Origin of the sequence: Acidianus brierleyi, from assembly GCF_003201835.2 — an archaeon.
Classification (GTDB): domain Archaea; phylum Thermoproteota; class Thermoprotei_A; order Sulfolobales; family Sulfolobaceae; genus Aramenus; species Aramenus brierleyi.
The window spans coordinates 2,452,071-2,475,816 of record NZ_CP029289.2 but is presented as its reverse complement, the minus strand read 5'-3'; the positions used below and the strand labels follow the sequence as shown (position 1 = coordinate 2,475,816).

Sequence of the window (23,746 nt, the reverse complement as noted above, 5' to 3'; positions counted from 1 at the left end):
GCTTGATTGTTTTTTCCTTCGTCAGCAAAATCTACTTCTTTTTTTAATGGTCTATAAACTCCTCTAATAATTTCTCATCACCTTTTCTTCAACATAATGGAGATCTTTGTATTTTATACGATATTTATCGTTGAATTTTTCCTCCTCAACTTCAACTTTTGTTACACATTCAGTTCCATTTATTTCAACACTCAAATCTCTTTTAAAACAGAGAATCATTTCCAATCCTCCTCTACGTCGTGGACGTGACCCTTATGTAAGGTTAAAAAAGAATTAAGATAAGAATCAGCGTTGTTAATTTGAATATTGAATTTAATTCTTCCGAATTCTTTCATTTCATATTTAAATCTTCCCAATAACAAGGTTTTCCATTTACCTTGTCCTCTATATCCTGAACCGTAAAGTAGCATACCTATTTCGTGCGGTTGAGGATTATCCAATATTACATTGCCCTTAAAAATAGAGCCTTTTCTTACAACTTCGTAGAGTGTGCCTTTTATTGGTACAAAATCCACTTTACCTTCTTGAAATTCTAAGTCACTGAAATTAACTCTGCTAGCTAATCCAGCATTCCCAAAAAGATTGCAAACGTAACAAATATATTTGCTCTTATATTGATCGAATCTATCGCTATTTTTCCTCCTAGGATGATAAATACTTATGTATCTATTGCTTTTACTCTTAGAAGGTCTATTTCCTAAGGAATCATAGCATGCACAATCCATTAATAATTCTAACCTGCTCCTTATTGCTCCTTTTACAGTATTTCCTGGGATTACTAAACCTTTTTCTGTGCTCATGAATTTTACGTAATCTCTTTCAAAGTAAGCGTCTAGGTTAGGGTTCTTACTCGAAATGAATTCATTAATAACCTTTGATACGTCACCTTTTACTTTAACTGAAGGTAAAGGTTTTGGATCTTCTGAAATGTGAAGATATTCTGAAATAACGCTCAAGGTCATCTGGACCTTCATTATTTGAGGTAGACTTCTATTAGTGTAAATTATTGTGTGGGAAGGTAATCTTTGCATTATCGAACACTTCCTCCAGAGGCTTTGTTTTTGAGAAGAAATCTTTACCTTCAGAATCTTTAGGTAACTCTATATTTACTTCCTTATCGAGGTCGTCTATAGCCTTTAACTTACCGTCTCTATAGTCACTTACTTCTAGACTTAATTTAGAGAAAGTTATAAATCCGAAACCCCTGCTCTTATTTCCTCCTATCTGTACTAAACCCTCATTAATGTATCTCATGATCTTGATAATGTAACCTATAGCATAATTTGGAAGATTATTCCCTATTAGTAGAAAAGGGAAAATTGATCCTGGCTCAACGTATTCTGTTGTAGCTAATGCACTTTTAGTTACTGCTCCCGTATCCCTACTTATAGCTATCATAGGCCTATATCCTATATTGAATTTTTCAGCCACTGAGTCAAATAATGAAATTGCAGAATAAAGAGAAGGTGCTCCAAAAATCTTGCAATTAATGCAAGTTTCATCCCATACTAATTTTACAGCCTCATCAATGTCTTTTGACATCAATGACTGAACTTGATTTAAAATCTTATCCATACAAGTTTGCCTAGTTAAACCAGTACAAGTGAAAATTCCTTTTTCTTTGGCTATTTTCTCTCCAGTAGATCTAAAAATTCCCTTCCAACTGCTGCCAGGAATCAAAGGCTTTTCGTCGTAAGTCCTTATAATCTGCATTGTAGCAGCAGATTCTGGATTAGTCTCTCCTCTGCCTTTTCCTATCCTTAAAGGGGCTAAAGTCTCAATCTTACCGTAAATCTTTACTCTTCTTGCAAAAATATCCTTTCTTATTAAGAAAGTCATAATGATCCCTCCTTAATTATCTTCATCTCTCCGTTATCCAACTTCTTTAAAACATACTTAGCGTCATTAAGCTTAACTAAACCGTAACCAGTGCTTTTCCTAGAACCTATCATTATTCCTTCCTTTAATTGAGATATAAGGAAATTCATTATTTGCACTCCTTTCTTCTTCCACTCTTCGTTCTCCCCATTAATAATGTCAAGGTTAATTATTCTCATTTTGAAGTCAAAAATAGAATTAGGCTCTATATAATCTAAAATATATAACATTTTAGGTTGTTGAGCTCCAAAAACTCTGTTAATTGCAACCATAGTCCTTATCCCGGTTCTAACATCTCCCTTTAAAGGAGAATCAAATAAATAAACTCTAGAAGCTACTTTTTTAGAGCCGAATAAGATGCATGTAATACAATCGTTAAGTTCGTTTTCCTTATCTTCATACGGATAGACAACTTTCCAACCCATACTATTTGCATAGGCTTCAGCGAGAGACCTTAAGGCTCCTTTTAAAGTAGAGCCTGGGATGAAAGGAATGTTACCCATAGTAATTATTGGAGAATCTGCAGCAGAATCAAATTTGTTTCCCCTACCTCCTCCTACTCTTAAAGGAGATTCGTTAACAAGTTGTCCAGAAATGTCAATTATTGAAGATAGATTATTGAAATCAGCTCCTACTATATCCATGAGACCCACCTTGATATTTAGAATGTCCAGAATAGCCTGGATTACTGTTAACGTTCTTAATATAGAGGTCAATCAATGATTCAAAATTATTAATATTAGAAGGTACATTAATGTTTCCTATTGCTTCCATTAACCACTTTAATAGTCCGATAAACTTCCTTATTTCTGACATATCCTTATCTTTAAGATAGCTCAGCATTAACCTAGCAGTTTCTGTGTATTCGCCTCTTTCGGCCTGTCTCATTATAAAGACGAATAATTCGTTCTTATCTGTAGTAGATTGTGAATATTCCAAGAAACTGTTAACTTGAGATGACGAAAAACCTTCCTGTTTAGCCTTAACTACTACTTTTGCCAAATTATCGTATAAATCTGAATTTTGGGATTTATTTTGAGTACCTTGAGACATTTTTCCACCTAAATTTTCTATATAAAGTCATTGTGGATTATATTATAAAAAGGTTACTAAAAATAAATCATTATAGGGTAATAATTACTCGAAGATCCTATTATTTAAAGATATCGATAAAAGTATACGTTATGATTTTTGAAGATTTCTCAAAATGTGCGTGTCCAAATAAAAAGTGTTTATTAGATCTCATTGTTACGGAGTTGAGTATTCATAGGATTTATATTGCTCCTTTTTTCATGTTCTTATTGAGACTCATAAAAGTTAATTTTTCCAGAAAGTTATTGTCTTATTACTCCTGATTTTACGTTATTTAAATGAGTAAGAATTTTATGGAGCTACTATTAAAATCATAAATCAACTCATTATAACTTCATATATACTTATAAACTAATTCGTGAATAATAATTGTCCATAAATGAATTGATAGGCTTAACGAAAATATATAACGTAAGATTCCTTTTTAATGACCGCATTTTTGTACCTTTTTTTTAACGAACATGGAAATTTGATTTTTATAAAATATTTAATTTAATATATAACTTATTATTTCAAAATAAGACTAAAGATAAGAAATTTTGGAAAATCTTGAAACATAAATATATGACAAATGTACCAGGTATTACACAATATAGTATTCAAAATTAGATTTCTATAAGCAATAATTAAAAAGAAAAGCTTATATTAGCCTTTTACTATGATTTAGTAGTGTGGAAAAATGATTCGTACGTCATATAATTTCGAATTAAATATAAGACTATTTTTGAAAACATACAACAAGAACGTTGTTAATTTAGAAAGTTTATCGACTGTACAATGAGGGAGCTGATGACGATGTCGTCTCTCTTTCAGTGTAGAGTATATTATGCAGAGCAAATTAAGATCATCATTGACGACTATGTATTGTTAAGTCGTAGGGAAAGCAAAAAACATAACAATAGTATTAACCAGGTTTCAGTAACTCAACTAGTTGATAGACTAACGAATTCTAACCATGAAACACGTAAAGTAACTTATACTGCAGAAGACTATATTTATGACCGTTTTTACAAATCTTGGAAAAAAGACGTAAGAAGACAAGTAGAAATTGCAGGAACTACTGTATTTTCTGTAAGTGATTACGAAAATAAATACACTGTAATTGAACAGAAGACAGTCTTCGAAAAAATTGCCCAGAACCAAATTATACGGTATAGAGACGGATTACAAACTCTCTTTCATGCTGCTATCAAATCTTACGTAGAAGGAATTTCAGTTAAGCCTTTCCTATTGTACACTATGAGGAAAGAACTAAATGGCGGTATCGCTAAACTGACCTATGCTACAATGTACGCAATAATATATCAAGGCTCAAAGATCATATCTCCAGAAGTTGCAAAAGAACTTTTGGAAAAAGCAGTGGGTGCTTATCGTGAAACTTTTAGCTGAAATAGAAGTCAGACCCGAAAATAATGCAATAATACCGCCATTCACTAGCAAAGTAGGAAAAACCATACTCAAGAATTATAAACTTTCAATATCCCCGCTGTACGACGGTGAGAAATTCATATTCAAAGAGAGTGATGTTCCAACGTATATAGAAGTAGAGGGAGGAAAAACTTACACTTTCAGAGTTGGAGGCGAAGAAGAGGAAATGATAAAGGCACTGTCACAAATTAATGACGTTAACGTCTTTAATACATTATGGAAAATTAAAGACGTTAAAGTATCTTCTGTATCGTTGGAATGCAAAGAATACGTCAAAGTGGACATACTTACTCCTGCAATATTTCCAGATCCTTTTGTTAAGGACGAGAAAAAGAGGTTCACTAATGCATCATTCATAGTTTTTGCAGTAAATGCTATGGATGAGATGAAGCTTAGGCGAGGCCCAGAACTAGATAAGATACTTTATGATATTGAGAAAAATGTTAGTGAGGAACCCTCAGATTATCATTCAATAAACGTTGTCTATTCTAATAAAAAGGTAAAGGGGATAGTTGGGAGAATGAATTTCAGGATAAGAGGTTACTTTCCAGAGCTGAGATCAATCCTGGAAAACGCTCAAGCTAAAGGAATAGGAAGTTCAAGACATAACGGTTTCGGAGTAGTAAACATAAGGTGTTAATCCATGGAAATGGATGAAAAATTTGTAGGTTTGCTATATAAATCTGAAAGAATAGTTAGTGTTTATTCTTTAGAGAAGAAATTGTTAGAAAAAGGGATAACTTTCAGAAAAGACGACGTAATATCCACGTTAAACTCCTTAGAGAAAATGGGTGCTATAGAAAAAATAGGAAATAAAGCCTTCGTAAATAGGCTGTCTATAGAGAATCAGCAACCAGATTAGTTCCTATTCTATCTTTTTTCTTAAACTTGAAATAATTTTTAGATACAAATTCTACATAATTTTCCTCAATTTAGAAAGAATTATTCATAATATATACAAATTTAACCTTTAAGATAAGTCAATTTAAAGCCTAAGGATCATCTACACATATTTCTTTCCCTTTCTTAATTTCTACACTAATTTTCTTTAACAGTTCTCTACCTATTAACGTTAAATCTCTACCTAAGACTGGACTTTCTATAAAACTTTCCAATTCAATTTTTCCTATTTTAATCTTAGCTTTAGCTACTTTAGTTTTCACTATACCATTAAGAGTAGCATATGTTCTCCAAAAACTTTCGTCCAATTCTACGGTGTTAACTTTTGAATACAAGGAGTTTGGCAAAAGTAGAAAACCAGAAAATCCTGTGTCTATTAAAGCATTAACTTCAATAGATTTTTCCTTAACTATATCAACAACAGTTATCGGAATTTCTGGTCTCTCATTTATTCTAAAGCAATCGATGACCATCCCCACTCTCCTATATCCTGTCTTGGATAATTCTTATTACTTATCATACATTTCTCATACTCCTTAGCCTTCTCTAATGCCTTTTTCTCATCATCAAAAGAACCTACATATCTACCATCGCATACTAAAACATAATTTCCTTCATTGAAAGCCTTTACTGCTTCTTGATTAGTCTTAAGAATAGCATAATTCTGATCAGAGATACTATCTGTTACATTAAGCCATAATGAAATAGCTTGTTGTATTGCATCAGAAACGCTTATTCCTAACATTGCTGCCTTAGCCTTTAGCATTCTGTAAATGCTTTCATCCATATTTTTTATAAGAACCTTTGTCGTCATAAGTTAAATTTTGATTATCAATATAATAAAGTTTATCTTTATTAACATTTAACGTTAGTACTTTCGATAAGTTTTATCCATCGTCAATCTAAAAAGCTCAACGTTAACTCAAAAGACTATTGGCGTAGGTTTAGCAAAATTTATTTTATTATCTAAAAAGACGAAAATATTTTAATATATGAGATTTATGACTACTATTTTAGCAAGAATTTATATAAAGGAATAATTTTTATTTCTTTACCTTCTCTTTCCTTCAATATCATAAGTTACTATTATCAATTCCTTAGCCTTGATAAGTTCGTTAGCTTTCATAATCCCTTTTATTTCTCTTTCCTCCACCTTATCTATAGCGTATGTAACTTGAATTAACCTAGAGTTAAACTCATCGTAAAAATCGGCTTCAAAGTCTCTTCCTTTCACGTAGTGAACTACTCCGCCCTAACCGGTAGACCCAAAATCTAATTAGTAAAAATAATTTTTATTCATTATTAGTAGTTCGTAAAGATTTAATGTAATTAGTTAGATAATTATATGATAATTTTTATAAATTTTCAAGTACCATATTAGATTTTTTATATTTCCACACAATTAACTGAGGAATATTATTATAATATTAGAAAATGATGGGATGTATATGATAGAATCTGTTTTATTTACATTGATTATTTAATACATTATTCTTAATGCTCTTGATTATGAGTATAATAAAATATATTCTTTTATTTATTAAGAAAAAATATGAGGTTTAATGTTGAATTTATATTTGTAATATGATTTTGGGTCTACCGGTAAGGGTGGAGATGGATAGCCTCCTTTGTGGTTACATTTAAATACGTATTTTTCAAATATTCTATTAATGGCAGTCACTGACGGAGTAAGCGTCACTGAGACGCCTTAGTTAAAGCGAGGGTCCATGTGGTACGCCTCTGCTCCATTCAACAGTCCCATATTGGGATACTGTGGGTTCACATTAGTGCTCGGGGTCGGAACGACCCTTAGTGCCTGTGGAGCTGAGACCTCTACCTTTGGCAAGCCTCGGCTTTGAAGCAGGAAGCCACGCCCGTTAGGGCGTAGTAGTTCACACCTAAAAACTACGTCTTTGAAAAGTATATCGTTATATATTACGTCAACTTTGATCTTTTCCAAATAATTAAAGCTTCAGGAAAGCCTCTCTCATCCAGATATTTTTCAAGGGCCGGTCTGACCTCTGCTGTCTAGTAGATAAGGGTATTTCGTCTTTAACTCCTTTAAACCTTAAGTATTCCTTAGAGGAGAAGGAAAAAGAATTAAATCTGAATGTCTTCCAGTTAATACTGTAGCCAATTCTACGGAGAGCATTTTGGAGTTACTACCAGTTATTATTCTTTTAGTTTCCCTAAGTCTCGAGACAAATAACTCCCAGCCTTTTACGTTATGTATTTCGTCAAAAACTAAATAATTTACGTCATTACCGTAAACTTCGTAGATAGCTTGTTCAATGTTCCTTAAATCGTTACTACTGATTCCAAAAAGGCTTTCATCATCAAAGTTAAGGTAGGGGTCAGACTTTCAATTCCTTCATTAATATTAAGGATAAGGTAGATTTTCCGGACCTTCTGACTCCCAATATTGCTAATACGTTCGGTATCCTTAGAAATCTATCAATATCTTTCACGTCTCTTTTTACGTAATTTTGTGAAAGCTTTTCCTCTATTAGGTCTTTTTGATCGGCTACCAATCTCTTAGCTTCTTCTGTGTTCATTTTGTGGAGTATATTCCGCCAATCTTGCGAAACATCACTCATTAATGTTTATCTTTTAAAAAATTTGTAGTTAATAGTCCCACTATCCCAATCATTTTTATTATATCTCCTATAATCGATATAATTCCTAGATTAACTAAATATAGTGGTAGACCCGCAGTGAACACTACAGCTCCCCAGAAGAAAAGTGAAGAATATGTTAAGTTAATCTTTTTAGTTGTAAGATAAATTGAAATTCCGGCTACTGGCTCAAGTGTGTATCCTATAAGAATTATCTCAATACCCGTGAAGTTGCCTAAGGAAGCTAAGATAAGACCAAAGAAAGTGATTATAATTGCGAAAAGCGCGAAATAGTCCATTATTTTAGGTTTATCTAGTTTTGATTCATGATAAGAATATAATGATGGCAATGCAAGAATCCACACAATCCACATAATTAATATGAAAGGTAAAGATAATGCGTATGTTAATCCTCTTAAATCTAATAAGATTAAACCAATCAAAATTATAACTGAGGCAATCAAACTTATTACATTTCCCTTCATCAAATACGTCGTTATCATAATTTAAATTATCGTTGTATGATTTTAAAATAATATTAAGAAAAATAAAATAAAAAACCCTTCTAATGACCTTGATATTGTTGTCTAATTAGGTACGACCTTATTTAAGCTTGGGGAAGAAAATGCATCAATATATTAGTTATGCTGAATTCAATCAATTACAAATCTAATAAATTATATAATCATGACTAAAAATTAAGAAAATAAAAATTATTTCGAAATGTCCTCCAATTTCCTTCCAGTAGTTTTAGGCCCGAATATCCCTATATCTAAAGAAACTATCGCTATAAATACCCATATTATACCGAAAGTAGCAACTAACCCAAGAGGCAAGAAAAAGGCCGTTATCATTAATACTAAAATTGATGTAGAAAATCTACTAATGCTATAGACCAATCCTGCACCAGTAGACCTTACTCTAGTAGGGAATATTTCAGCTTGATATGTATGAAAGAAATTAGAGAAATTCCATAAACTAAAAGCAACTAAAAACCCTAACAAAACCGTCAATGCTGTGCTAGAAGTAAGTGCAAAGGCAGTTCCCAATATTCCTGCAGAAACCGCTGATCCTATTATGCCATATTTCCTATCTACCTTGTCTATAATGAAGTAATTAAAGATACTTCCAACAATGAAACCAGTATCTATCAGGATGGAGAATAGTAGAGTATTAACGAGACTTATTCCCTTATCCAAAAGAAATTCCGGAGCCAATACCACAAAACCATAGAATATTCCAGACTGGAAGAATTGAAATATGATCATCATTATTGTTCTTTTCCTTAAACTGTGAGAAAATAATTCAGAAATCTTGGAATGCTCCTCTACAACTTCAGTCTTCTCGGGCTCAGGTAAAGTTTTACCTTCTCTTAAGACCTCATTTTCCCATTTTTCAACAATTGCGTCAGCCTCACTCCTTCTTCCTTTACTCTCTAACCAACGTGGAGATTCGTCTAACCTGGTTCTTAAAGCCCAAACTATTAAAGCTGCACCTCCCATGAACCACAATGGGATTCTCCATGAATAATAATTAAGAGGATGAGAAGAGAAGTAAGTGACCAAAGCTATTACCGGTGCAGAAGTAACTGCCAGAGTATAAACTAAAGCAACTCCACTACCTCTCAACTTCCCTGGCATCATTTCGGAAGTGTAGGTATCTACTAAAGGAAATTCTCCACCAACACCTATGCCTGCAATAAACATTAAAACAGAGATTACGTAAAAATTACTCATAAATCCTGCTATTATCGAACCAAACCCAAATAACAATAAATTAATTAGAAAAACTGTCCTTCTACCCTTTAAATCTGCTAGTCTACCGAAAAACACACTACCTACAGTCTCACCCAAAAAGAAAGCAGTAGTTATAGCGGTAACAGCAACAGTTATACTAGAAAATAAAACTGAGGAAAGAACTGCAGCTATTACTCCGTTTCCTAAAAGCATTAGAGTTTCTACCCATTCTCCTCCCATAACTAAAAGAAGAAATTTATAATGAACCCTGCTTATAGGTAATCTTTCCATTCTACCTATTACGTTTCCCTTTACTTTCTCGTTTGACATTGCGAAAATGAATTCTGATAAAGTGAGATAAAAGCCATTTTTAAAAAGATTTTCTCCTGAAACTAAATAATAGAATGAAACTATGAAAATAGCATAATTGATTTAAACTGGAGAAATATGATAATAAAAAGTTGTAAATCCTTATAAACAACGTTAACTTATGAATCCCTAAAAATTTTAACAACGTATAACTTACTTTTAATCTTACGTTAGATTCAGAATTTTGTCCATCAAAATTCAACTAGAACAGCGAAAACAACTTTGCGTCAGTTTCTCATAAAGCTTACTTTGGACTATACTCCAATATTTTTACGAATAGATTTTGGAGTATACTCCAAAACTTATAAAGTAGAAAGTGTATTATTATCCGTGAACGTAGAAGACATAAAGAGTATCATAAAGGAACAAAAAGAAGAGTCAGAAGATTTAGTAGAGTTATATGTAGTGATGTTCCTAGGAACGAGCTTTTAGATATTCTAAAAATACCAAACGTACTTGCAATATTGGGAGTCAGAAGGAGCGGTAAATCTACTTTATCTCTTCTACTTTTAAAAGATAAGGAATTTGCATAATATAAACTTTGACGACGAAAGATTAAGAACGTTAAAGGTTGAAGATCTACGTTTAGTTGAACAGGCAATTTATGAACTTTACGGAAGTGTTCCTTATTTAATCTTTGATGAGTTACAGAACATACAAGGTTGGGAGCCCTTTGTTAGTAGATTAAGGAATACAAAAAGGATAATTATTACTGGAAGCAATTCAAAGTTACTTTCGGGAGAACTTTCAACAAGTCTAACTGGAAGGCATGTAGACTTTGTTCTTTTCCCTTTCTCATTCAAGGAGTTCTTGCGTTTTAAGAAAGTTGAATATAATGATGTATTGACAACTAGAGAAAAGGCCGAAAATTAAAAATTACTTAAGAGAATACATGGAATTTGACAGATTTCCAGAAGTGCTCCTCTTAAGACGTAGACAAATGATAGTATATATAATAATATCTTGTTTAGGGACGTGGTACAGAGATTAAAAATTAAGAGGATAACGAAGTTTAAGGATTTTCGTCTGCAATATTCTCTCTTTACTCCTCTGAAATTTCACTGAATAGGTTATCAAAGATGCTTAATGTAGATTATAAGACGATTGAACAGTGGTTTTACGGTCTTGTTTTAAGTTATATCATCTATCCAGCAGAAAGATACTCTGTAAAACTTAGCAGGATTAAAGAAAATAAGAAAATTTATGTAGTAGATCCTGGGATTATACAAGAGGTTTAGATAAAGAAGGACATGGGAAGAATGATGGAAAATATTGTTGCAATACATTTGTTAAGAAAAAATCAAAACAAGGGAATATATTACGTTAAAGGGAATGATTATGAAGTAGATTTTTTAGATGAGAAGGCTAGAGAACTTATTCAAGTAACTTACGACTGAGACGGAATAAAAGAGAGGGAGATCGATTAGTAAAAGCTTCTTCATCATTAGGTTATAAATGCAAGATCATTACTTGGGATAGAGAAGACATAATTAAATATAATGGAAAGGAAATTACTCTAGAACCAATATGGAAGTTTTTGCTAAGAAAATGATGTTTTTATATTAATGATATAGCACTCAAGCAGTTGGCGGATTAGATAATACTCCATTTTTACGTTAATTTTAATGATCTAAAAACGCTAAGAGGTTTTAGAATTTGATTGTAAAGAGATTGGATTACCTTATTAGATGATTAACAGTGGACTTCTTGAAGGAAATTCCCTAGCTCTTTAAAGTCATGAAAAATATAAATTAATTCTATAAATGATTTGGGATAATAGTCATAAAAATATTAGCATTTTAAGCATAAATTTTTAGGAAACAAATATATATGCAGTTTTTATCCATAGTATAGAGTGCCTATAATTGCATTGTGTCCATGTGAAAAATTAGCACCGAATTGCACATATGTTAGTACTCTTAATTCAGACAAAGATGATTTCTTGGATAAAGTAGTAGAAGTTCGCAATAAATTCATAAATAACGAATTTACGGAAATACCAGCATATAAATACTTTCTAGATTTGAGTGCTAACATGCACCATGTCTTCACTATAATAAGGTTAGTATCTATTGAAGCATTAGGTAAACAGTTTTTAGTAATAGAGGCTAAAAACGATAAAGAGGAGATAATTTCTGCTTATGAGCCAATTGAGTATTTGAATCCTTATATTACATATTCGGTATATGTATTTGCACGGGCAGCACGGATATCGATTAACACAAAGCGTTCAACGTCTAAATTTGGAGGCTATAATATAAGAATTGAAGGAGTAGGTCCACGAGATCATATAGACTATGAGAAAGAAACAAGAACATATGTAATTTTTTAATTAACATCTGTCTTGTTGATTGAATTTTTTAGGCCTTAAGCTAGAAGTAAAATAGATTCTAAATCTTCTGTTGAGTTAAAAGTTAGCTATACGTTTCTATTGAGAAAAACTGAAGAATTTCACAAATTAGCATCTAATTTCAACCCTAGGATTGAAAAATTCCTTATAGAATTCCTCATAATCCTTCCAATTTGAATAATGAAATTCAAAAGGAGTTATATCACTCTTAAGTTCAGATAATATGTAAAGGTTCATCTTAGCCTGCCATAAAATACCGCCAACCTTATCACTTACAATTAGAATATCTATATCACTTAAAGAAGGCACATAATTCCCGCTAACTACGCTACCGAAGACTACTACCATTACATCTTGTAAGACCTTCTTTAGCGAAGCACAGATCTCATAAGCGTATTTTCTCCAATTATTAAAATACTCTATTCTTTCTGCCATAAGCCTATTACCTCTAAAAATTGTTTTACCAAACTAATTAACTTATTAGCAGTATCTTTATCGTAAGAACTAGGAAAGTATCTTGACCCTGTATAGGATAGTTTTAACAATGCTATCAATTCTTTATTCTTATTTTCTAATTCAACCAGTTCGGGTTTCATATTTTTTAAAGAACTTATTAGTTCATTAATTTCATGAGTAAAAGGATAATTACCCTTATTCTCAAGGAGCGTCGCCTTTAATGCTAACTGTAAAGATTGTTCAGTACTGATAGTTCCATTAAGTCTTTGTAATTATTATCTCTCATTTGTACTCTTTGGCTAAGAACTTTCTGAGAGTACTAACAAAAACTGTAAAATCATACCAGCCTTTCTCGACATTAGTATAGAGGCCATTAAGCGATAATTCCATATTAGCTTATAGTTAAAAATATTAAACGAATATTTCATTCATTATGCTTTCCATGACCTGTTTATTTTCTTCCGTTAATGGATCAATAGTTACTATATACATTTGTCTAGGTTTATTATTTCTAGACTTAAATATGGGCTTTACATACTTTTTATCTTTCTCTTTGTTTCTTATACTCTCATCTATTTTCTCACTCAATATATTATCAGAATTCAATTTATTTATCCTCTCAATTCCAGGATAAATAAGAATAGCTATATTAGGATCGTATTCATACATATAGGCCATAACCTTGAACCTTCCTTGTGAAATGTAAGAAGCCGACGTTGAATATTTACATTCGAATATAATTTTCTTTTCGTTAATTAAAGCGATATCTGGTCTTCCCATAAAATCCTCTATTTTTTGAGAGTTATCTATGCTAAATAGTGAGGAAAAATCAAGTGATGAATTCAGTGTTATAAATTTCTTTTTTCCATCTTTTTCCATAACTACGTCAAACTTATCTTTTTTAGATACCTTAACTTTGTACCCTTTTTTCTCGAAATACTTAATTAATAAGTAAAATACGTAAAGTTCATAAAGTTTCCATAATAACATTTTTATTATATCCTTATCTTTAGGGAGTATAGAGTTTTCGTTTCCTAAAGATATTTCATTTCCTATCATTTTTTCCAATGTAATATATATCTTAAAAGCACGCTTTAACCATGATGGATCTTTTTCTATAGGCGCTCTAATCTTACCTTTTCTGAATCTATCCTTATATTCATATAGCAAATTAACGTAATCATTAAAATCATTTAATTGAAAGTAATTAATAACGTGAGATTCTTCATAATATTTCTCTAATTCGTTTTTTAATTTAAATATATTTCTGTATATTTCCCTTAGGAGTGCCCCTAAAACTGCGAATGTTGAAGAGTCTGCTCCTCTTTGATACGTATAATATGAATATATCTTTGAAGGATAAGTCATTAAAGATCTAGGGATATCTAATGCTCCATGGATTTCTGACGCAAATTCATTGCTAAATTCTTTTCTCACGAGTTTATCTTTATAAGCCTCTTTCGCAGACTTAACTACGTCTATTGTAAGTATGTAAAGAACGTAATAATAAATTCCGTTTAGTGCATTTCGTAATGCTATTGCGTTCTCATACTCTGAATTCCTTTTCATTTTCTTTAAAAGAGTATCCATATCTATAACACGTATATATTGTAAGTAATATTTTCCTACCTTTTTAATTAATTGTAAGTCTCTAACAGTTAGTCTATAGTCTTTCATTTACTTTATTTGGGATTACAATGGTAATAAACTATGCTAAGAATATCAACATAACAAATATCTTAAATTTAAATTATAATGTCGACCAGATGAGAATGAAGAGAATATATAAATTTAAGATTCTTTAGTAATATACATGAAAAATAGTAATCCAAGGAAAGAAGTTCATGAAAGAGCCATGAAATATACTTTAAGTAAAATTAATGAACTGATAAATTCAAAATATTCAGGGTATAAAATATCACAAGTACCCGAAGATTTTAAACCACCTAAAGATGATCAGAAATTATTAAGTTGTAAACCTCATTTAGTATTACAGAAGCCGAATGGAAGTAAAGTCTATATTCGTGTTGCTGGTGTCAAGGGCAGAAATCCAATAGGCGCTATTCCTAACTATGTTTTATGTGACTTTTTAATAGCAGTAACGTACGCTGATACGGATTCTCCTAAAGCTTATGTTTTACCGTTAGAATTTGTAAAAAATAATATAGTAGAACGTAATGGCAGAATAACTTCCTATTGGATTGAAAAGAAGGATAGCTTGATAAATGGTAAAAAAGTACTAGGTTATCTCATGTATGAAGATGGAAGAGATAAAGACGAATTCTTAGAGAAATGGGACTCCTTATTTACTGGATCTCTACAAAGAGATGATAGTAATAGGGTTGAGGTTTCCAACATCGAAATTGATTGTGGTAAAGGAAATATTTCCGATGTAATGAGTTTGACAAATAGATTTTACGTTGAAGTTCCCAACGTTGAAGAATTCTTTAAAATGCTAGGAGCTAGTCTTAAGATCTATAATGTTCTCTTAGTAGGCCCTCCAGGTACTGGCAAAACCAGTTTGACAATAAGTGTTATAGATAAACTAACTGGAGAAAATACCAATTGTTACGAAGTCACTACAGCAAACTCTCTTTGGTTCAGAAGGGACTTAATTGGTGGTGAAAGTATGGAGAAAGGAAGTATTATATGGAATAGCGGTTTACTTATAAGAGCATATAATAGCGCTGTGAAGATTAATAATGGGAATTATTACGTTATAATAGATGAGATAAATAGAGCAGACGTGGATAAGGCCTTTGGTGAAATCCTAACTTTAATGTCCGACGTAGGTAGTAGTTCTGTAGGGAAAAAGATCTTAGAGGAGATAGAGAAAGAAATAGAGAAGTTTAGCGAAATTGATAATGAAGCCAAGGAATTTCTTGCCAATCTAAAAAGACTAGGAGATAAAAAAGACGAAGTCCTGAAGAAAATAAGGTTCGTGGGAACTATGAATTTAATTGACGCTAATAATTTATTTCCAATTGGTGAGGCTCTAACGAGAAGATTTCTAATTTTTCATTTAGATTATACGTGTGGTACTGAAGATGTAAAAATGTTCTTGAACGATTCTACTATTCCATTTAAGGAGGTAATTATCAGTGAAGTTAAATACCTAAGAGAGAAGTTCGGCTGTTCAGATAAGCAGAAAAAATCGCAGTATGAATATAATATTTCGCCTGCTAGTATAAAGTTAGCATTAAGTCTTCTTAAGGAGTTAATAGAACCCAACGATACACCAGATACTATTAGTGAAAAATTCTTATTAGCCTTGGAAAAGTCTCTTGGAACCACTGACGATAAAATTCTACGAAAATTCAGGGAATATCAAAGAGAAATAATAGAAAATCTTAGATCTAGGAATAATAAAGGGCAATAATTTCTACTGTTAGTATACTATTCCTCAGATAAAGAGTGAGCTATTTATAGTTGTCATACTTTCTTAGACCTTAAAGTGCATGGTTCCATAATTGGTTAATAATCTGCATCAATCATAGTAAGTCGTTTCCTTGGCTTCTAGAGTGTAAGGAAGTATAATAATTTCATAAAAATCCTTTACTCATTAAAAATATAAAATCAAAAGGATAATATAAAGACTTATTTTAAAATAAAAACATCACACTACTATGATAGTCTATCAATTCCCCAAATTAGAGGAAGAGATAGTTAAGGAAAGATTAAACAGATTTATGGTTTTAACTCAATCTGGAAAACTTTGTCATCTTCATGATCCAGGCAGATTGAAGGAGTTAATTTATCCAGGGAACAAGATTTTAGTTAGAGAAGTAGACGGTAATAAGAGGAAAACTTCTTGTCAAGTTACTGCAGCATGGAACGGTTTGTGGGTAATTGTTGATTCCAGCATTCATAATGATATTGCAAGGAAATTCCTACCTAACGCCAAAGCTGAGGTTAAAGTAGGGAACAGTAGAATTGACTTTCAAGACGGAAACACTTTCATCGAAGTTAAGGGATGCAGTCTTGTGGAAAACGGTGTGGCAATGTTTCCAGACGCTCCAACTGAAAGGGGGAGAAGACATCTAGAAGAATTAATAAAACTTAAGGAAAAAGGATACAACGCTAAGTTATTAGTATTGGTAATGAGAGACGATGCTAAATGTTTTTACCCTAATGAGAGAACTGATAAGAAATTCTCAGAAAAGTTCTTTGAGGCTTTACACAAAGGAGTAGAGGTAGAAATTAAGACTTTCTCATTAATTGAAAGTCAAGTTATTTATAAAAGAAACATACAAATCTGTGATAAAATCAATTGAGGGGTCATTCATATTTCCCTTTACAAATTTACCTTGTTTTTATAATATATAAGTTTTTGATAATATTAATCTATACTAAATATCTGTATGTTAGTAAAAATACCTACATTTGTGTATAAATACCTTATGAATTTTCATGATCTGAATAAATATGATATTAGTAGAGTAAATGATTCTAATAAATTTATAGTCTTACTGTTTATTAAGAATTTTTTCTTTAAATAATATAATTCTTAAGAATTTTAATCTATATTGTGTTTATGGATTTTTCAGTTAAAGGCTATACTTATTCGGATTAATACAAAGTAAAGCAGTTTCATCTTATGTATGTCCATTCTGCTTTATACCATTTTCGTCACCTGAAGCGTTAAAAATGCATATAAGATATTCAGAACATACAAAGACTTGTCCAATATGCAAAAAGGAATTTAAGGATACTGAGACCCTCCTAAACCACTTCTGCAAAAAACATCACTTATGCTATTAAAAACCCTTTTTCCCTCTTCCCAACCACAATGTGGAAGTATTCTACTCTAATCGGAATAGCTATAGCAACAATATTCTTCATGTCAATACTACCTACAAACGCAATATCAGAATCTCAATTAGGAGTACAAGACATAATAAACACAATCAATACCGCCAATTGGGTGGGCGCAATATACGGAAACCATTGGTCTACTGACGGAGGATTATTTTCTGGTTGGAACGAAATAACTACTGTAGCCGAATCTGCATATTTGGGCAATGCTACATTCCATTATATACCTAATCCTAATGGGCATGATGCTGTTGGAATATGAGTTGCATTAGGGCCGTACAATCCCTCAGAATCTAGTGATATAGGTGTGAATTTCCTCCGGGCAGGATTTAGTGTTAATATGTATCCTAACGGATCTTATGCGCTTGTACCATTTGTAATGACGATAGATAACGGGGCCACTGTCAATTATTATAAGGTTATACCCATTACCAAGACAGAAATGTCAGAGCTTTATCTTTATATGTGTATGGATTATGAAGGTAGCAATAAAGTAAATGTGGATTTAACTGCATATTATTGTAATCTACAAGATATTATAATGCAATATTCAAATACGTTTACATGGGTATTTAGCAGTGTACCATATTCAGCATATACCATAGTAGAAGCGCCTAAAAACGACTCTAGTGGAAACTTTATTTCAATGCCTCAAATATCCGGTGGTAAAATATACAACTTCTATTTCGATTATATATCGTCTGGACAAACGTATGTAGGGCCTGGAACTCCTCAGCCAAACACTGAGTTTAAAGCGCAAGTATATAATTTGGACGAATTGAGCCACTATAGTTATGAATATGCGTATCCCTATAATGGTGGACAGATGCAAGACGGGCTATGGCAGTTTACATATAAGTTTTATGATACTACAAATGATCAAACAACATATGGTCTCTAAAGTCAAATCCCTTTTTTTATGTATACTTTTGTATTCATTAGATTTATAGGTTATGGGGTTTATTTTCTGTTTATGAGAAAGGTTATTATAGTAATTCCTTTGTTCCTACTCTTTATTGCGTTCATAGGAATTGGAATTTACCTTCATTCAATATATGTACCTCCAATAAAAATAAATCCTAATATTCCTCATGAAATAATACATATTGGCAATCACGAATTGGTAATATATTATAATGGGACGCCGCCGGGTGAGATTACAACACCAGAGATAACATCCTCTTATATGAGTAGCCCACCATTTTCGTCTTACGCTTTCCTATGGCCTTACTTTCTTGCAATAGGGATAATTGGGTTACTTTCAACTTTAATATTCGTATTCAGAAAAACAATTTCTAAAATAATTAGGGAAGTAACAATTAAAAGGATTAAGGACTTTATATGGTTCTTAATAGATTAGTTCTTTTTTAAACCCTTTCCTCTTCCTCTAAATGAAGTGGGCAATATTCATTTTCACATTATTAGGTATATCGCTTTTTTCATCACTGTCTTTAGAGAAGTTTAGGAGGTTGGAAAATGCCTGATACCAAAAAAATATCAGGTCAGTCACGGTAAAGAGAATAAAGGGGTATTCTTCCACCTTAGCAGTGAAGAATACGAAATTTACAAGAATCTACCTGAAGAACCGGTAGACCCAAAATCATATTACAAATATAAATTCAACATTAAACCTCATATTTTTTCTTCATAAGTAAAAGAACATACTTCATTATACTCATAATCAAGAGCATTAAGAATAATGTATTAAATAATCGATGTAAATAAAACAGATTCTATCATATACATCTTTATCATTTTCTAATATTATAATAATATTTCTCAGTTAATTGTGTGGAAATATAAAAAATCTAATATGGTACTTGGAAATTTATAAAAATTATCATATAATTATCTAACTAATTACATTAAATCTTTACGAACCACTAATAATGAATAAAAATTATTTTTACTAATTAGATTTTGGGTCTACCGAACAGAAAAGGGCCTTAAGGTTTCTCATAAAAACGTTAATAAGGAACCCTAACTTACTTAACGATAACTTAGTTAAATATGCTATGTTAAAATCAATAAATACATTCATCTGCCCTATCTGTTTAATGCCTTTCTCTTCCTATAAGGGTCTGATTGAACATGTTAGGTATACTGCTCATAACCTTAAGTGTCGTTATTGCGGTAAAACATTTACTACCCAAGACGCATTGTTAGACCATATTTGTAAAAAACATAATATTTGTGTGAGTTAGTAGTTTTTCTGCCATTTAAAAAACTACGGAATTCGGTAAAAACAGAACTGAAATGAAGTCATTAATCTCTCTAGCCGTATTAGCCGTATTCGTAATATCCCTTATACCAATGCCAATATCAATAATACCATCGGTATTAACAACGGCTCAAAGCAGTTCTGAATATGATTGGGCCATATCAGCATATTCACAGAACCTAACAGGTGCAAATAGTTATCTTGTAGATTTTTACAATTTCTCGTATTTCCCTATGACTAACACTAATGGAATTAATTATATGGCCGAAATGATTAATTTACCTATACAAGCAAGTGGGACGATAAAGACTTCAGTTACAACTTCTGATTTTTCTGGAATTATAGTTCAACTCGCATTGATTGACTTTATAGGATATGGATTTTATATTGAAATGAATATTGGATTTACTCTAAATAATGGAAATACTATTTTGGTAGTTTTCCCATTAAAATCCGTAAACTATAATTCTGGTTCGCAGTTCATAATAGAAGCCGGATCTACAAATGGACAATGGGAAGCTACTTTTCAATATTCTGGTGGTGTAGTTCAGTATCCCGATACACCAATTCCGTCTAATGTTACAGTTCCGTCAAACGGATTAGCTGGTATATGCTATAAATCTTCAGGAGGAACACAAAATATAATTGTATATGGTATCTCGTTCACCTCTGTAGACTCTACTTCACAGGAATTATCGTTGTTCGGATATCCTGTATATCCTAGTATATCATTAGAAGTTAATGCACAATCACAGAATATATTTATTCAAGATCTTCCTAAATTTGTAGCATTGTTCCAGTTATGGAAAGGTAATCAAGAATGGGATCAACCGTGGAATGGGCAAAACTTAGTTTCTGCTCAATCAAATGACAATGATTTAAGTGAAGATTCCGGTGCAATGATAGGTGCATCGGTGCCACCTAGTGGAGTAGCATGGGGTGCCCAAGAGTATATAGCAAAAACATCAACCCATGTCGAAGGTCGTATAGAATATATCACAAATTATTATGATGTGGATTACTGGATGTTAGGGACACAGAACGGTATTGATTCATATGCCAGTGTTAATAATATAGTAGTCAATGGGTATGCTAATCCTTTTATAAGTTTGGTAACGAGTTACCAGCAAGAAATTGCAGTACCAAGCGGTACCACGACAGTTTTACTTTAGCAAAAATCTTATAAGCCAATTTTTCTTTTTTTATTTTAATGGACAAGCTAAAAATAGTTTTAACAATATCTTCCATAATACTTCTAGGGTTAGCGGTTTATCTTCACTCAATAGACCATCCTACTTTTTTGACAGAGCATGGTCCATACTGGATGCCGCTTGCACACCCATCTCGCATGATACCTCCGCCATGGTATGCTAACTTATGGATTGAAGTCTTAACTACCAGTTTTGTAATTTTATTCATTAGTTGGCACATGGAGTTTTATCATAGTTTTAGAATATTATACAAGAGTTTTAGAGTATTGTACAAGAAATGGTATAATTACGAGTTTGGCGAGCAGAAAAGCCCATTCGAAATTCATAGACCGGAAGAATAAAATCGAAAACGAAGTAATTTTTAGACTATTTTCTTGAAAAATCTTATAAGCCAATTTTTCTTTTTTTATTTTAATGGACAAGCTAAAAATAGTTTTAACAATATCTTCCATAATACTTCTAGGGTTAGCGGTTTATCTTCACTCAATAGACCATCCTACAATAGAGATTAAGTCATTTCCCACCGAGATAATTGGAATGCCTGACGTTTTTCGTGTTTACGTTCCACCGCCATGGTATGCTACACTATGGCCTTCTTTTATTATAATAGGAATTATTGTATTGCTCTCATCACTGCTAATAGATGATAAAAAAATTATGAAAATGATTAATGTAATAAAGGAGTTTATATGGTTCTTAATAGACCATTTAAGTCCATTCTTGGATTAGGCTCTTTGTGAACTGTCACGCCCTAACGGACGTGGCTTCCTGCTTCAAAGCCGAGGCTTGCCAAAGGTAGAGGTCTCAGCTCCACAGGCACTAAGGGTCGTTCCGACCCCGAGCACTAATGTGAACCTACAGTATCCCAATATGGGACTGTTGAATGGAGCAGAGGCGTACCACATAGACCCTCGCTTTAACCAAGGCGTCTCAGTGACGCTTACTCCGTCAGTGACTGCCATTAATAGAATATTTGAAAAATACGTATTTAAATGTAACCACAAAGGGGGCTCCTACGGCGATTTTCACGAACAACACTCCTAAACAAGAAGACAAGCCTTACAAGAGTAAAACTTTTATAAAGAGAACAAGAAAATAACACAAGCCGAAAGTGGGCATGGGGATAAAACCCCGTTGGATAGGCTGGCTATACGTCCCCCGCGATCTAACATGTGGGACAACATCCCGAGTAGGAGCGTGCAAAAATTTAAGGGGACGTTCTCATAGTTAGTTCACACTATCTCCTAACAAAATTAACAATACAACGCGTATTATAGAAAAATTCAAGAATTAGAAAAAGAGTATTACACATACAAAGTGAAGATCCTAAAGTTAACCTCTATCGAGTGGTTTCCTCGGCTCTTCAAGCTATCGCCTAGCCATGTTAGAGGCGAAGCATGTGGAGCCTATCCATCTCCACGGATGGAGTCTTCCGCCCCCTTTGAACCCCTTGTTAAGATAAATTACAAACAAAGAAGTCAAAAATATTATTGATATTATGTTTAGTGGAATTCTATATAGGAATTCTTCAGTTTTTCTCATCAATATTGGCAAACTAATTTTCAATTAGACACTAAATTTAGAATTTATCAAATTCTAAAAAGATTAAGATCCGTAAAAATTCGACTACTATATAAAGCATCGATATTAATTAGAAACACTAGTAGTTAAAGATTTAGTGTAGTCTTTTCATTTCTTAAGTGATAAGGATTTTTGGAAATACCAACATTCTAATACATTTGACAATAACTACATCTTATACAATTAAATTTACATAAACTGCTACTCCAGTTAAAATTAAGATATACTTCAAGGTTAAGTGTAAGGAATTTTGCTTTTAATCAAGAATTGTTAAGTTAAATTTAGCTTTTATATAATCCAATTTATTGAACGGATCGTCTACCTCAGGGATTAGGTAATCGCTCCCATCAGTTAATACATGCCAATTACCTATTGTTTTATATATAGGGTTAACTAAAGTTCCAACATTGACTTGCTTTTCATCGGTAACTGATATCCTTTTTACAGTTTTCCAAGGAATAACTAACTCAGCTTCAACAGTTTTTGGCATTCTCGCTTTCCTCGCAAATTTGATTATTTTTATAATTCCAAATATTCCTCCTATTATTATACCTAATCCAATAAATAATTCGATAAGAGCTGAAATTGTTGATAAAATAAAAGTATTTCCCGTTAAAGCACTTGTGGCGGAATACATTAAAGAGGCTCCTGCAATTATTAAGAAAAATAATATAAAACCTCCTATAATTGATAATACAATTCTTCCAAAGGCAGAACCTGCTTCTTTCAAATATTTTCCAGATCTTCTTAACCTATATATTCCCTCTATTCCAGCTGCATAAATTGGGCGATAAGTTCCTGGCTGAGTCACTTGTGGCAACAAGGTAATTATCCCCAGTTTAGTGTCAAAATATACAGGGTTTAAAATTACTATATCGCTTAATCTAACTTCGGTCATAGTAGTCATTGGAGGTCTGTACAAAATTATATTGATATTCATTTTTAAAAACTTTACTCTTTCCTAATATTTTTGAATAAGCTAGTGTTTCCAGTTTTTAGGTTATTCTTCTTATTTCGAACTATCTAAATGAATGAGGACCTTATGGAAATATTAGCGTTTAGATTACTTCGAAAGTGAGATTTTAATAATTTGA

29 protein-coding genes and 3 pseudogenes are annotated in these 23,746 nt (G+C 32.2%); 17 read left to right on the top strand and 15 right to left on the bottom strand.

Annotated elements, in window-relative coordinates; genetic code table 11:
• Positions 1–63: 63 nt before the first annotated feature.
• From DFR85_RS29345 to DFR85_RS29325, 5 genes are read right to left on the bottom strand one after another with little or no spacing between them, the layout of a single operon-like run.
• Positions 64–219 carry a hypothetical protein gene (locus DFR85_RS29345; RefSeq protein ID WP_162582847.1) on the bottom strand — a complete coding sequence of 52 codons (156 nt, stop codon included), beginning with the start codon at positions 217–219 and terminating at the stop codon, positions 64–66.
• Positions 216–1,031: an RAMP superfamily CRISPR-associated protein gene (locus tag DFR85_RS29340; RefSeq protein ID WP_110271335.1), complete on the bottom strand. Its 816-nt coding sequence runs from the start codon at positions 1,029–1,031 to the stop codon at positions 216–218. The genes DFR85_RS29345 and DFR85_RS29340 overlap by 4 nt, the downstream gene beginning before the upstream one ends.
• Positions 994–1,839, bottom strand: a complete 846-nt coding sequence (gene csx7, locus DFR85_RS29335) for a type III CRISPR-associated RAMP protein Csx7 (RefSeq protein ID WP_110271334.1) — start codon at positions 1,837–1,839, stop codon at positions 994–996. Before csx7 ends, DFR85_RS29340 begins: the two co-directional genes overlap by 38 nt.
• Positions 1,836–2,522 (bottom strand): RAMP superfamily CRISPR-associated protein, encoded by a 687-nt coding sequence (locus DFR85_RS29330; RefSeq protein WP_110271333.1) that lies wholly within the window; start codon positions 2,520–2,522, stop codon positions 1,836–1,838. Before DFR85_RS29330 ends, csx7 begins: the two co-directional genes overlap by 4 nt.
• A complete protein-coding gene (locus DFR85_RS29325; RefSeq protein ID WP_110271332.1) occupies positions 2,503–2,931 on the bottom strand; it encodes a hypothetical protein in 429 nt (142 codons plus the stop codon). The genes DFR85_RS29330 and DFR85_RS29325 overlap by 20 nt, the downstream gene beginning before the upstream one ends.
• Positions 2,932–3,765: 834 nt before the next feature.
• Here DFR85_RS29325 and DFR85_RS29320 point away from each other — a divergent pair.
• Genes DFR85_RS29320 through DFR85_RS29310 form a run of 3 tightly spaced genes read left to right on the top strand, consistent with a single transcriptional unit; the run spans position 3,766 to position 5,260 of the window.
• The gene (locus tag DFR85_RS29320; RefSeq protein ID WP_162582845.1) at positions 3,766–4,359 is read left to right on the top strand and encodes a hypothetical protein; all 594 of its coding nucleotides are present in this window, start codon (positions 3,766–3,768) and stop codon (positions 4,357–4,359) included.
• Positions 4,343–5,038: a CRISPR-associated endoribonuclease Cas6 gene (locus tag DFR85_RS29315; protein WP_110271330.1), complete on the top strand. Its 696-nt coding sequence runs from the start codon at positions 4,343–4,345 to the stop codon at positions 5,036–5,038. The genes DFR85_RS29320 and DFR85_RS29315 overlap by 17 nt, the downstream gene beginning before the upstream one ends.
• Positions 5,039–5,041: 3 nt before the next feature.
• Positions 5,042–5,260 carry a hypothetical protein gene (locus DFR85_RS29310; protein ID WP_110271329.1) on the top strand — a complete coding sequence of 73 codons (219 nt, stop codon included), beginning with the start codon at positions 5,042–5,044 and terminating at the stop codon, positions 5,258–5,260.
• 130 nt (positions 5,261–5,390) lie between these two features.
• Here the strand turns inward: DFR85_RS29310 and DFR85_RS29305 are convergent, their stop codons facing one another.
• The 6 genes and pseudogenes from DFR85_RS29305 to DFR85_RS29280 form a co-directional block, all read right to left on the bottom strand.
• The gene (locus DFR85_RS29305) at positions 5,391–5,771 is read right to left on the bottom strand and encodes a clan AA aspartic protease (RefSeq protein ID WP_110271328.1); all 381 of its coding nucleotides are present in this window, start codon (positions 5,769–5,771) and stop codon (positions 5,391–5,393) included.
• A complete protein-coding gene (locus DFR85_RS29300) occupies positions 5,747–6,112 on the bottom strand; it encodes a hypothetical protein (RefSeq protein ID WP_110271327.1) in 366 nt (121 codons plus the stop codon). The genes DFR85_RS29305 and DFR85_RS29300 overlap by 25 nt, the downstream gene beginning before the upstream one ends.
• Positions 6,113–6,306: 194 nt before the next feature.
• Positions 6,307–6,541 (bottom strand): annotated as a pseudogene (locus tag DFR85_RS29295) (AAA family ATPase); the annotation flags it as partial.
• A 645-nt stretch (positions 6,542–7,186) separates the two neighbouring features.
• Positions 7,187–7,853, bottom strand: a pseudogene (locus DFR85_RS29290) (ATP-binding protein); the annotation flags it as partial.
• 41 nt (positions 7,854–7,894) lie between these two features.
• Positions 7,895–8,416: a hypothetical protein gene (locus DFR85_RS29285; protein WP_110271326.1), complete on the bottom strand. Its 522-nt coding sequence runs from the start codon at positions 8,414–8,416 to the stop codon at positions 7,895–7,897.
• Between the two features lie 210 nt (positions 8,417–8,626).
• Positions 8,627–9,979 carry an MFS transporter gene (locus tag DFR85_RS29280; protein WP_246252906.1) on the bottom strand — a complete coding sequence of 451 codons (1,353 nt, stop codon included), beginning with the start codon at positions 9,977–9,979 and terminating at the stop codon, positions 8,627–8,629.
• Positions 9,980–10,543: 564 nt separating this feature from the next.
• Between DFR85_RS29280 and DFR85_RS32015 the strand changes: the two genes are divergently transcribed.
• The 4 genes from DFR85_RS32015 to DFR85_RS29265 all read left to right on the top strand — a co-directional run bounded on the left by DFR85_RS32015 (position 10,544) and on the right by DFR85_RS29265 (position 12,350).
• A complete protein-coding gene (locus DFR85_RS32015) occupies positions 10,544–10,891 on the top strand; it encodes an AAA family ATPase (RefSeq protein ID WP_162582842.1) in 348 nt (115 codons plus the stop codon).
• Between the two features lie 206 nt (positions 10,892–11,097).
• Complete coding sequence (locus DFR85_RS32390; RefSeq protein WP_489884297.1) at positions 11,098–11,256, top strand: DUF8612 domain-containing protein; 159 nt, start codon at positions 11,098–11,100, stop codon at positions 11,254–11,256.
• A 12-nt stretch (positions 11,257–11,268) separates the two neighbouring features.
• Positions 11,269–11,415, top strand: coding sequence for a DUF4143 domain-containing protein (locus DFR85_RS32385; protein WP_246252905.1), 147 nt, complete (start codon positions 11,269–11,271; stop codon positions 11,413–11,415).
• Positions 11,416–11,873: 458 nt separating this feature from the next.
• Positions 11,874–12,350 (top strand): hypothetical protein, encoded by a 477-nt coding sequence (locus DFR85_RS29265; protein WP_110271324.1) that lies wholly within the window; start codon positions 11,874–11,876, stop codon positions 12,348–12,350.
• Positions 12,351–12,476: 126 nt separating this feature from the next.
• Here DFR85_RS29265 and DFR85_RS29260 read toward each other — a convergent pair whose 3' ends face one another.
• From DFR85_RS29260 to DFR85_RS29250, 3 genes are all read right to left on the bottom strand, one after another.
• Entirely contained in the window at positions 12,477–12,803 is a 327-nt protein-coding gene (locus DFR85_RS29260; RefSeq protein ID WP_110271323.1) for a nucleotidyltransferase domain-containing protein, read from the bottom strand.
• On the bottom strand, positions 12,788–13,075 hold the full coding sequence (locus tag DFR85_RS29255) for a HEPN domain-containing protein (protein WP_110271322.1): 288 nt from the start codon (positions 13,073–13,075) through the stop codon (positions 12,788–12,790). The genes DFR85_RS29260 and DFR85_RS29255 overlap by 16 nt, the downstream gene beginning before the upstream one ends.
• Before the next feature lie 160 nt (positions 13,076–13,235).
• On the bottom strand, positions 13,236–14,501 hold the full coding sequence (locus DFR85_RS29250) for a hypothetical protein (RefSeq protein ID WP_110271321.1): 1,266 nt from the start codon (positions 14,499–14,501) through the stop codon (positions 13,236–13,238).
• Between the two features lie 136 nt (positions 14,502–14,637).
• Here DFR85_RS29250 and DFR85_RS29245 point away from each other — a divergent pair, with 136 nt between their 5' ends.
• The 10 genes and pseudogenes from DFR85_RS29245 (at position 14,638) to DFR85_RS29200 (ending at position 21,800) form a co-directional block, all read left to right on the top strand.
• On the top strand, positions 14,638–16,203 hold the full coding sequence (locus tag DFR85_RS29245; protein ID WP_110271320.1) for an AAA family ATPase: 1,566 nt from the start codon (positions 14,638–14,640) through the stop codon (positions 16,201–16,203).
• Between the two features lie 247 nt (positions 16,204–16,450).
• Positions 16,451–17,098, top strand: a complete 648-nt coding sequence (sfsA, locus tag DFR85_RS29240) for a DNA/RNA nuclease SfsA (protein ID WP_110271319.1) — start codon at positions 16,451–16,453, stop codon at positions 17,096–17,098.
• 298 nt (positions 17,099–17,396) lie between these two features.
• Positions 17,397–17,585, top strand: coding sequence for a C2H2-type zinc finger protein (locus DFR85_RS32280; RefSeq protein WP_110271318.1), 189 nt, complete (start codon positions 17,397–17,399; stop codon positions 17,583–17,585).
• A gap of 28 nt (positions 17,586–17,613) precedes the next feature.
• The gene (locus DFR85_RS29230; RefSeq protein WP_110271317.1) at positions 17,614–17,901 is read left to right on the top strand and encodes a hypothetical protein; all 288 of its coding nucleotides are present in this window, start codon (positions 17,614–17,616) and stop codon (positions 17,899–17,901) included.
• A 45-nt stretch (positions 17,902–17,946) separates the two neighbouring features.
• On the top strand, positions 17,947–18,540 hold the full coding sequence (locus tag DFR85_RS29225; protein WP_162582840.1) for a hypothetical protein: 594 nt from the start codon (positions 17,947–17,949) through the stop codon (positions 18,538–18,540).
• A 72-nt stretch (positions 18,541–18,612) separates the two neighbouring features.
• A complete protein-coding gene (locus DFR85_RS29220; RefSeq protein ID WP_162582838.1) occupies positions 18,613–18,999 on the top strand; it encodes a hypothetical protein in 387 nt (128 codons plus the stop codon).
• A gap of 580 nt (positions 19,000–19,579) precedes the next feature.
• A pseudogene (locus DFR85_RS29215) lies at positions 19,580–19,843 on the top strand (C2H2-type zinc finger protein); the annotation flags it as partial.
• Between the two features lie 52 nt (positions 19,844–19,895).
• The gene (locus DFR85_RS29210; RefSeq protein WP_110271314.1) at positions 19,896–21,032 is read left to right on the top strand and encodes a hypothetical protein; all 1,137 of its coding nucleotides are present in this window, start codon (positions 19,896–19,898) and stop codon (positions 21,030–21,032) included.
• 38 nt (positions 21,033–21,070) lie between these two features.
• Positions 21,071–21,412: a hypothetical protein gene (locus DFR85_RS29205; RefSeq protein ID WP_110271313.1), complete on the top strand. Its 342-nt coding sequence runs from the start codon at positions 21,071–21,073 to the stop codon at positions 21,410–21,412.
• A gap of 73 nt (positions 21,413–21,485) precedes the next feature.
• Positions 21,486–21,800 carry a hypothetical protein gene (locus tag DFR85_RS29200; protein ID WP_110271312.1) on the top strand — a complete coding sequence of 105 codons (315 nt, stop codon included), beginning with the start codon at positions 21,486–21,488 and terminating at the stop codon, positions 21,798–21,800.
• 1,108 nt (positions 21,801–22,908) lie between these two features.
• Here DFR85_RS29200 and DFR85_RS29195 read toward each other — a convergent pair.
• Positions 22,909–23,574 (bottom strand): hypothetical protein, encoded by a 666-nt coding sequence (locus DFR85_RS29195; protein ID WP_162582836.1) that lies wholly within the window; start codon positions 23,572–23,574, stop codon positions 22,909–22,911.
• Positions 23,575–23,746: the final 172 nt, after the last annotated feature.

Bases quoted from the DNA above. Each gene is read 5' to 3' on its own strand.
- DFR85_RS29345 (WP_162582847.1), bottom strand. From the start codon at position 219: ATGATTCTCTGTTTTAAAAGAGATTTGAGTGTTGAAATAAATGGAACT.
- DFR85_RS29340 (WP_110271335.1), bottom strand. From the start codon at position 1,031: ATGCAAAGATTACCTTCCCACACAATAATTTACACTAATAGAAGTCTA.
- csx7 (WP_110271334.1), bottom strand. From the start codon at position 1,839: ATGACTTTCTTAATAAGAAAGGATATTTTTGCAAGAAGAGTAAAGATT.
- DFR85_RS29330 (WP_110271333.1), bottom strand. From the start codon at position 2,522: ATGGATATAGTAGGAGCTGATTTCAATAATCTATCTTCAATAATTGAC.
- DFR85_RS29325 (WP_110271332.1), bottom strand. From the start codon at position 2,931: ATGTCTCAAGGTACTCAAAATAAATCCCAAAATTCAGATTTATACGAT.
- DFR85_RS29320 (WP_162582845.1), top strand. From the start codon at position 3,766: ATGTCGTCTCTCTTTCAGTGTAGAGTATATTATGCAGAGCAAATTAAG.
- DFR85_RS29310 (WP_110271329.1), top strand. From the start codon at position 5,042: ATGGAAATGGATGAAAAATTTGTAGGTTTGCTATATAAATCTGAAAGA.
- DFR85_RS29305 (WP_110271328.1), bottom strand. From the start codon at position 5,771: ATGGTCATCGATTGCTTTAGAATAAATGAGAGACCAGAAATTCCGATA.
- DFR85_RS29300 (WP_110271327.1), bottom strand. From the start codon at position 6,112: ATGACGACAAAGGTTCTTATAAAAAATATGGATGAAAGCATTTACAGA.
- DFR85_RS29285 (WP_110271326.1), bottom strand. From the start codon at position 8,416: ATGATAACGACGTATTTGATGAAGGGAAATGTAATAAGTTTGATTGCC.
- DFR85_RS29280 (WP_246252906.1), bottom strand. From the start codon at position 9,979: ATGTCAAACGAGAAAGTAAAGGGAAACGTAATAGGTAGAATGGAAAGA.
- DFR85_RS32390 (WP_489884297.1), top strand. From the start codon at position 11,098: ATGCTTAATGTAGATTATAAGACGATTGAACAGTGGTTTTACGGTCTT.
- DFR85_RS32385 (WP_246252905.1), top strand. From the start codon at position 11,269: ATGGGAAGAATGATGGAAAATATTGTTGCAATACATTTGTTAAGAAAA.
- DFR85_RS29260 (WP_110271323.1), bottom strand. From the start codon at position 12,803: ATGGCAGAAAGAATAGAGTATTTTAATAATTGGAGAAAATACGCTTAT.
- DFR85_RS29250 (WP_110271321.1), bottom strand. From the start codon at position 14,501: ATGAAAGACTATAGACTAACTGTTAGAGACTTACAATTAATTAAAAAG.
- DFR85_RS29245 (WP_110271320.1), top strand. From the start codon at position 14,638: ATGAAAAATAGTAATCCAAGGAAAGAAGTTCATGAAAGAGCCATGAAA.
- sfsA (WP_110271319.1), top strand. From the start codon at position 16,451: ATGATAGTCTATCAATTCCCCAAATTAGAGGAAGAGATAGTTAAGGAA.
- DFR85_RS29230 (WP_110271317.1), top strand. From the start codon at position 17,614: ATGTGGAAGTATTCTACTCTAATCGGAATAGCTATAGCAACAATATTC.
- DFR85_RS29220 (WP_162582838.1), top strand. From the start codon at position 18,613: ATGAGAAAGGTTATTATAGTAATTCCTTTGTTCCTACTCTTTATTGCG.
- DFR85_RS29210 (WP_110271314.1), top strand. From the start codon at position 19,896: ATGAAGTCATTAATCTCTCTAGCCGTATTAGCCGTATTCGTAATATCC.
- DFR85_RS29205 (WP_110271313.1), top strand. From the start codon at position 21,071: ATGGACAAGCTAAAAATAGTTTTAACAATATCTTCCATAATACTTCTA.
- DFR85_RS29200 (WP_110271312.1), top strand. From the start codon at position 21,486: ATGGACAAGCTAAAAATAGTTTTAACAATATCTTCCATAATACTTCTA.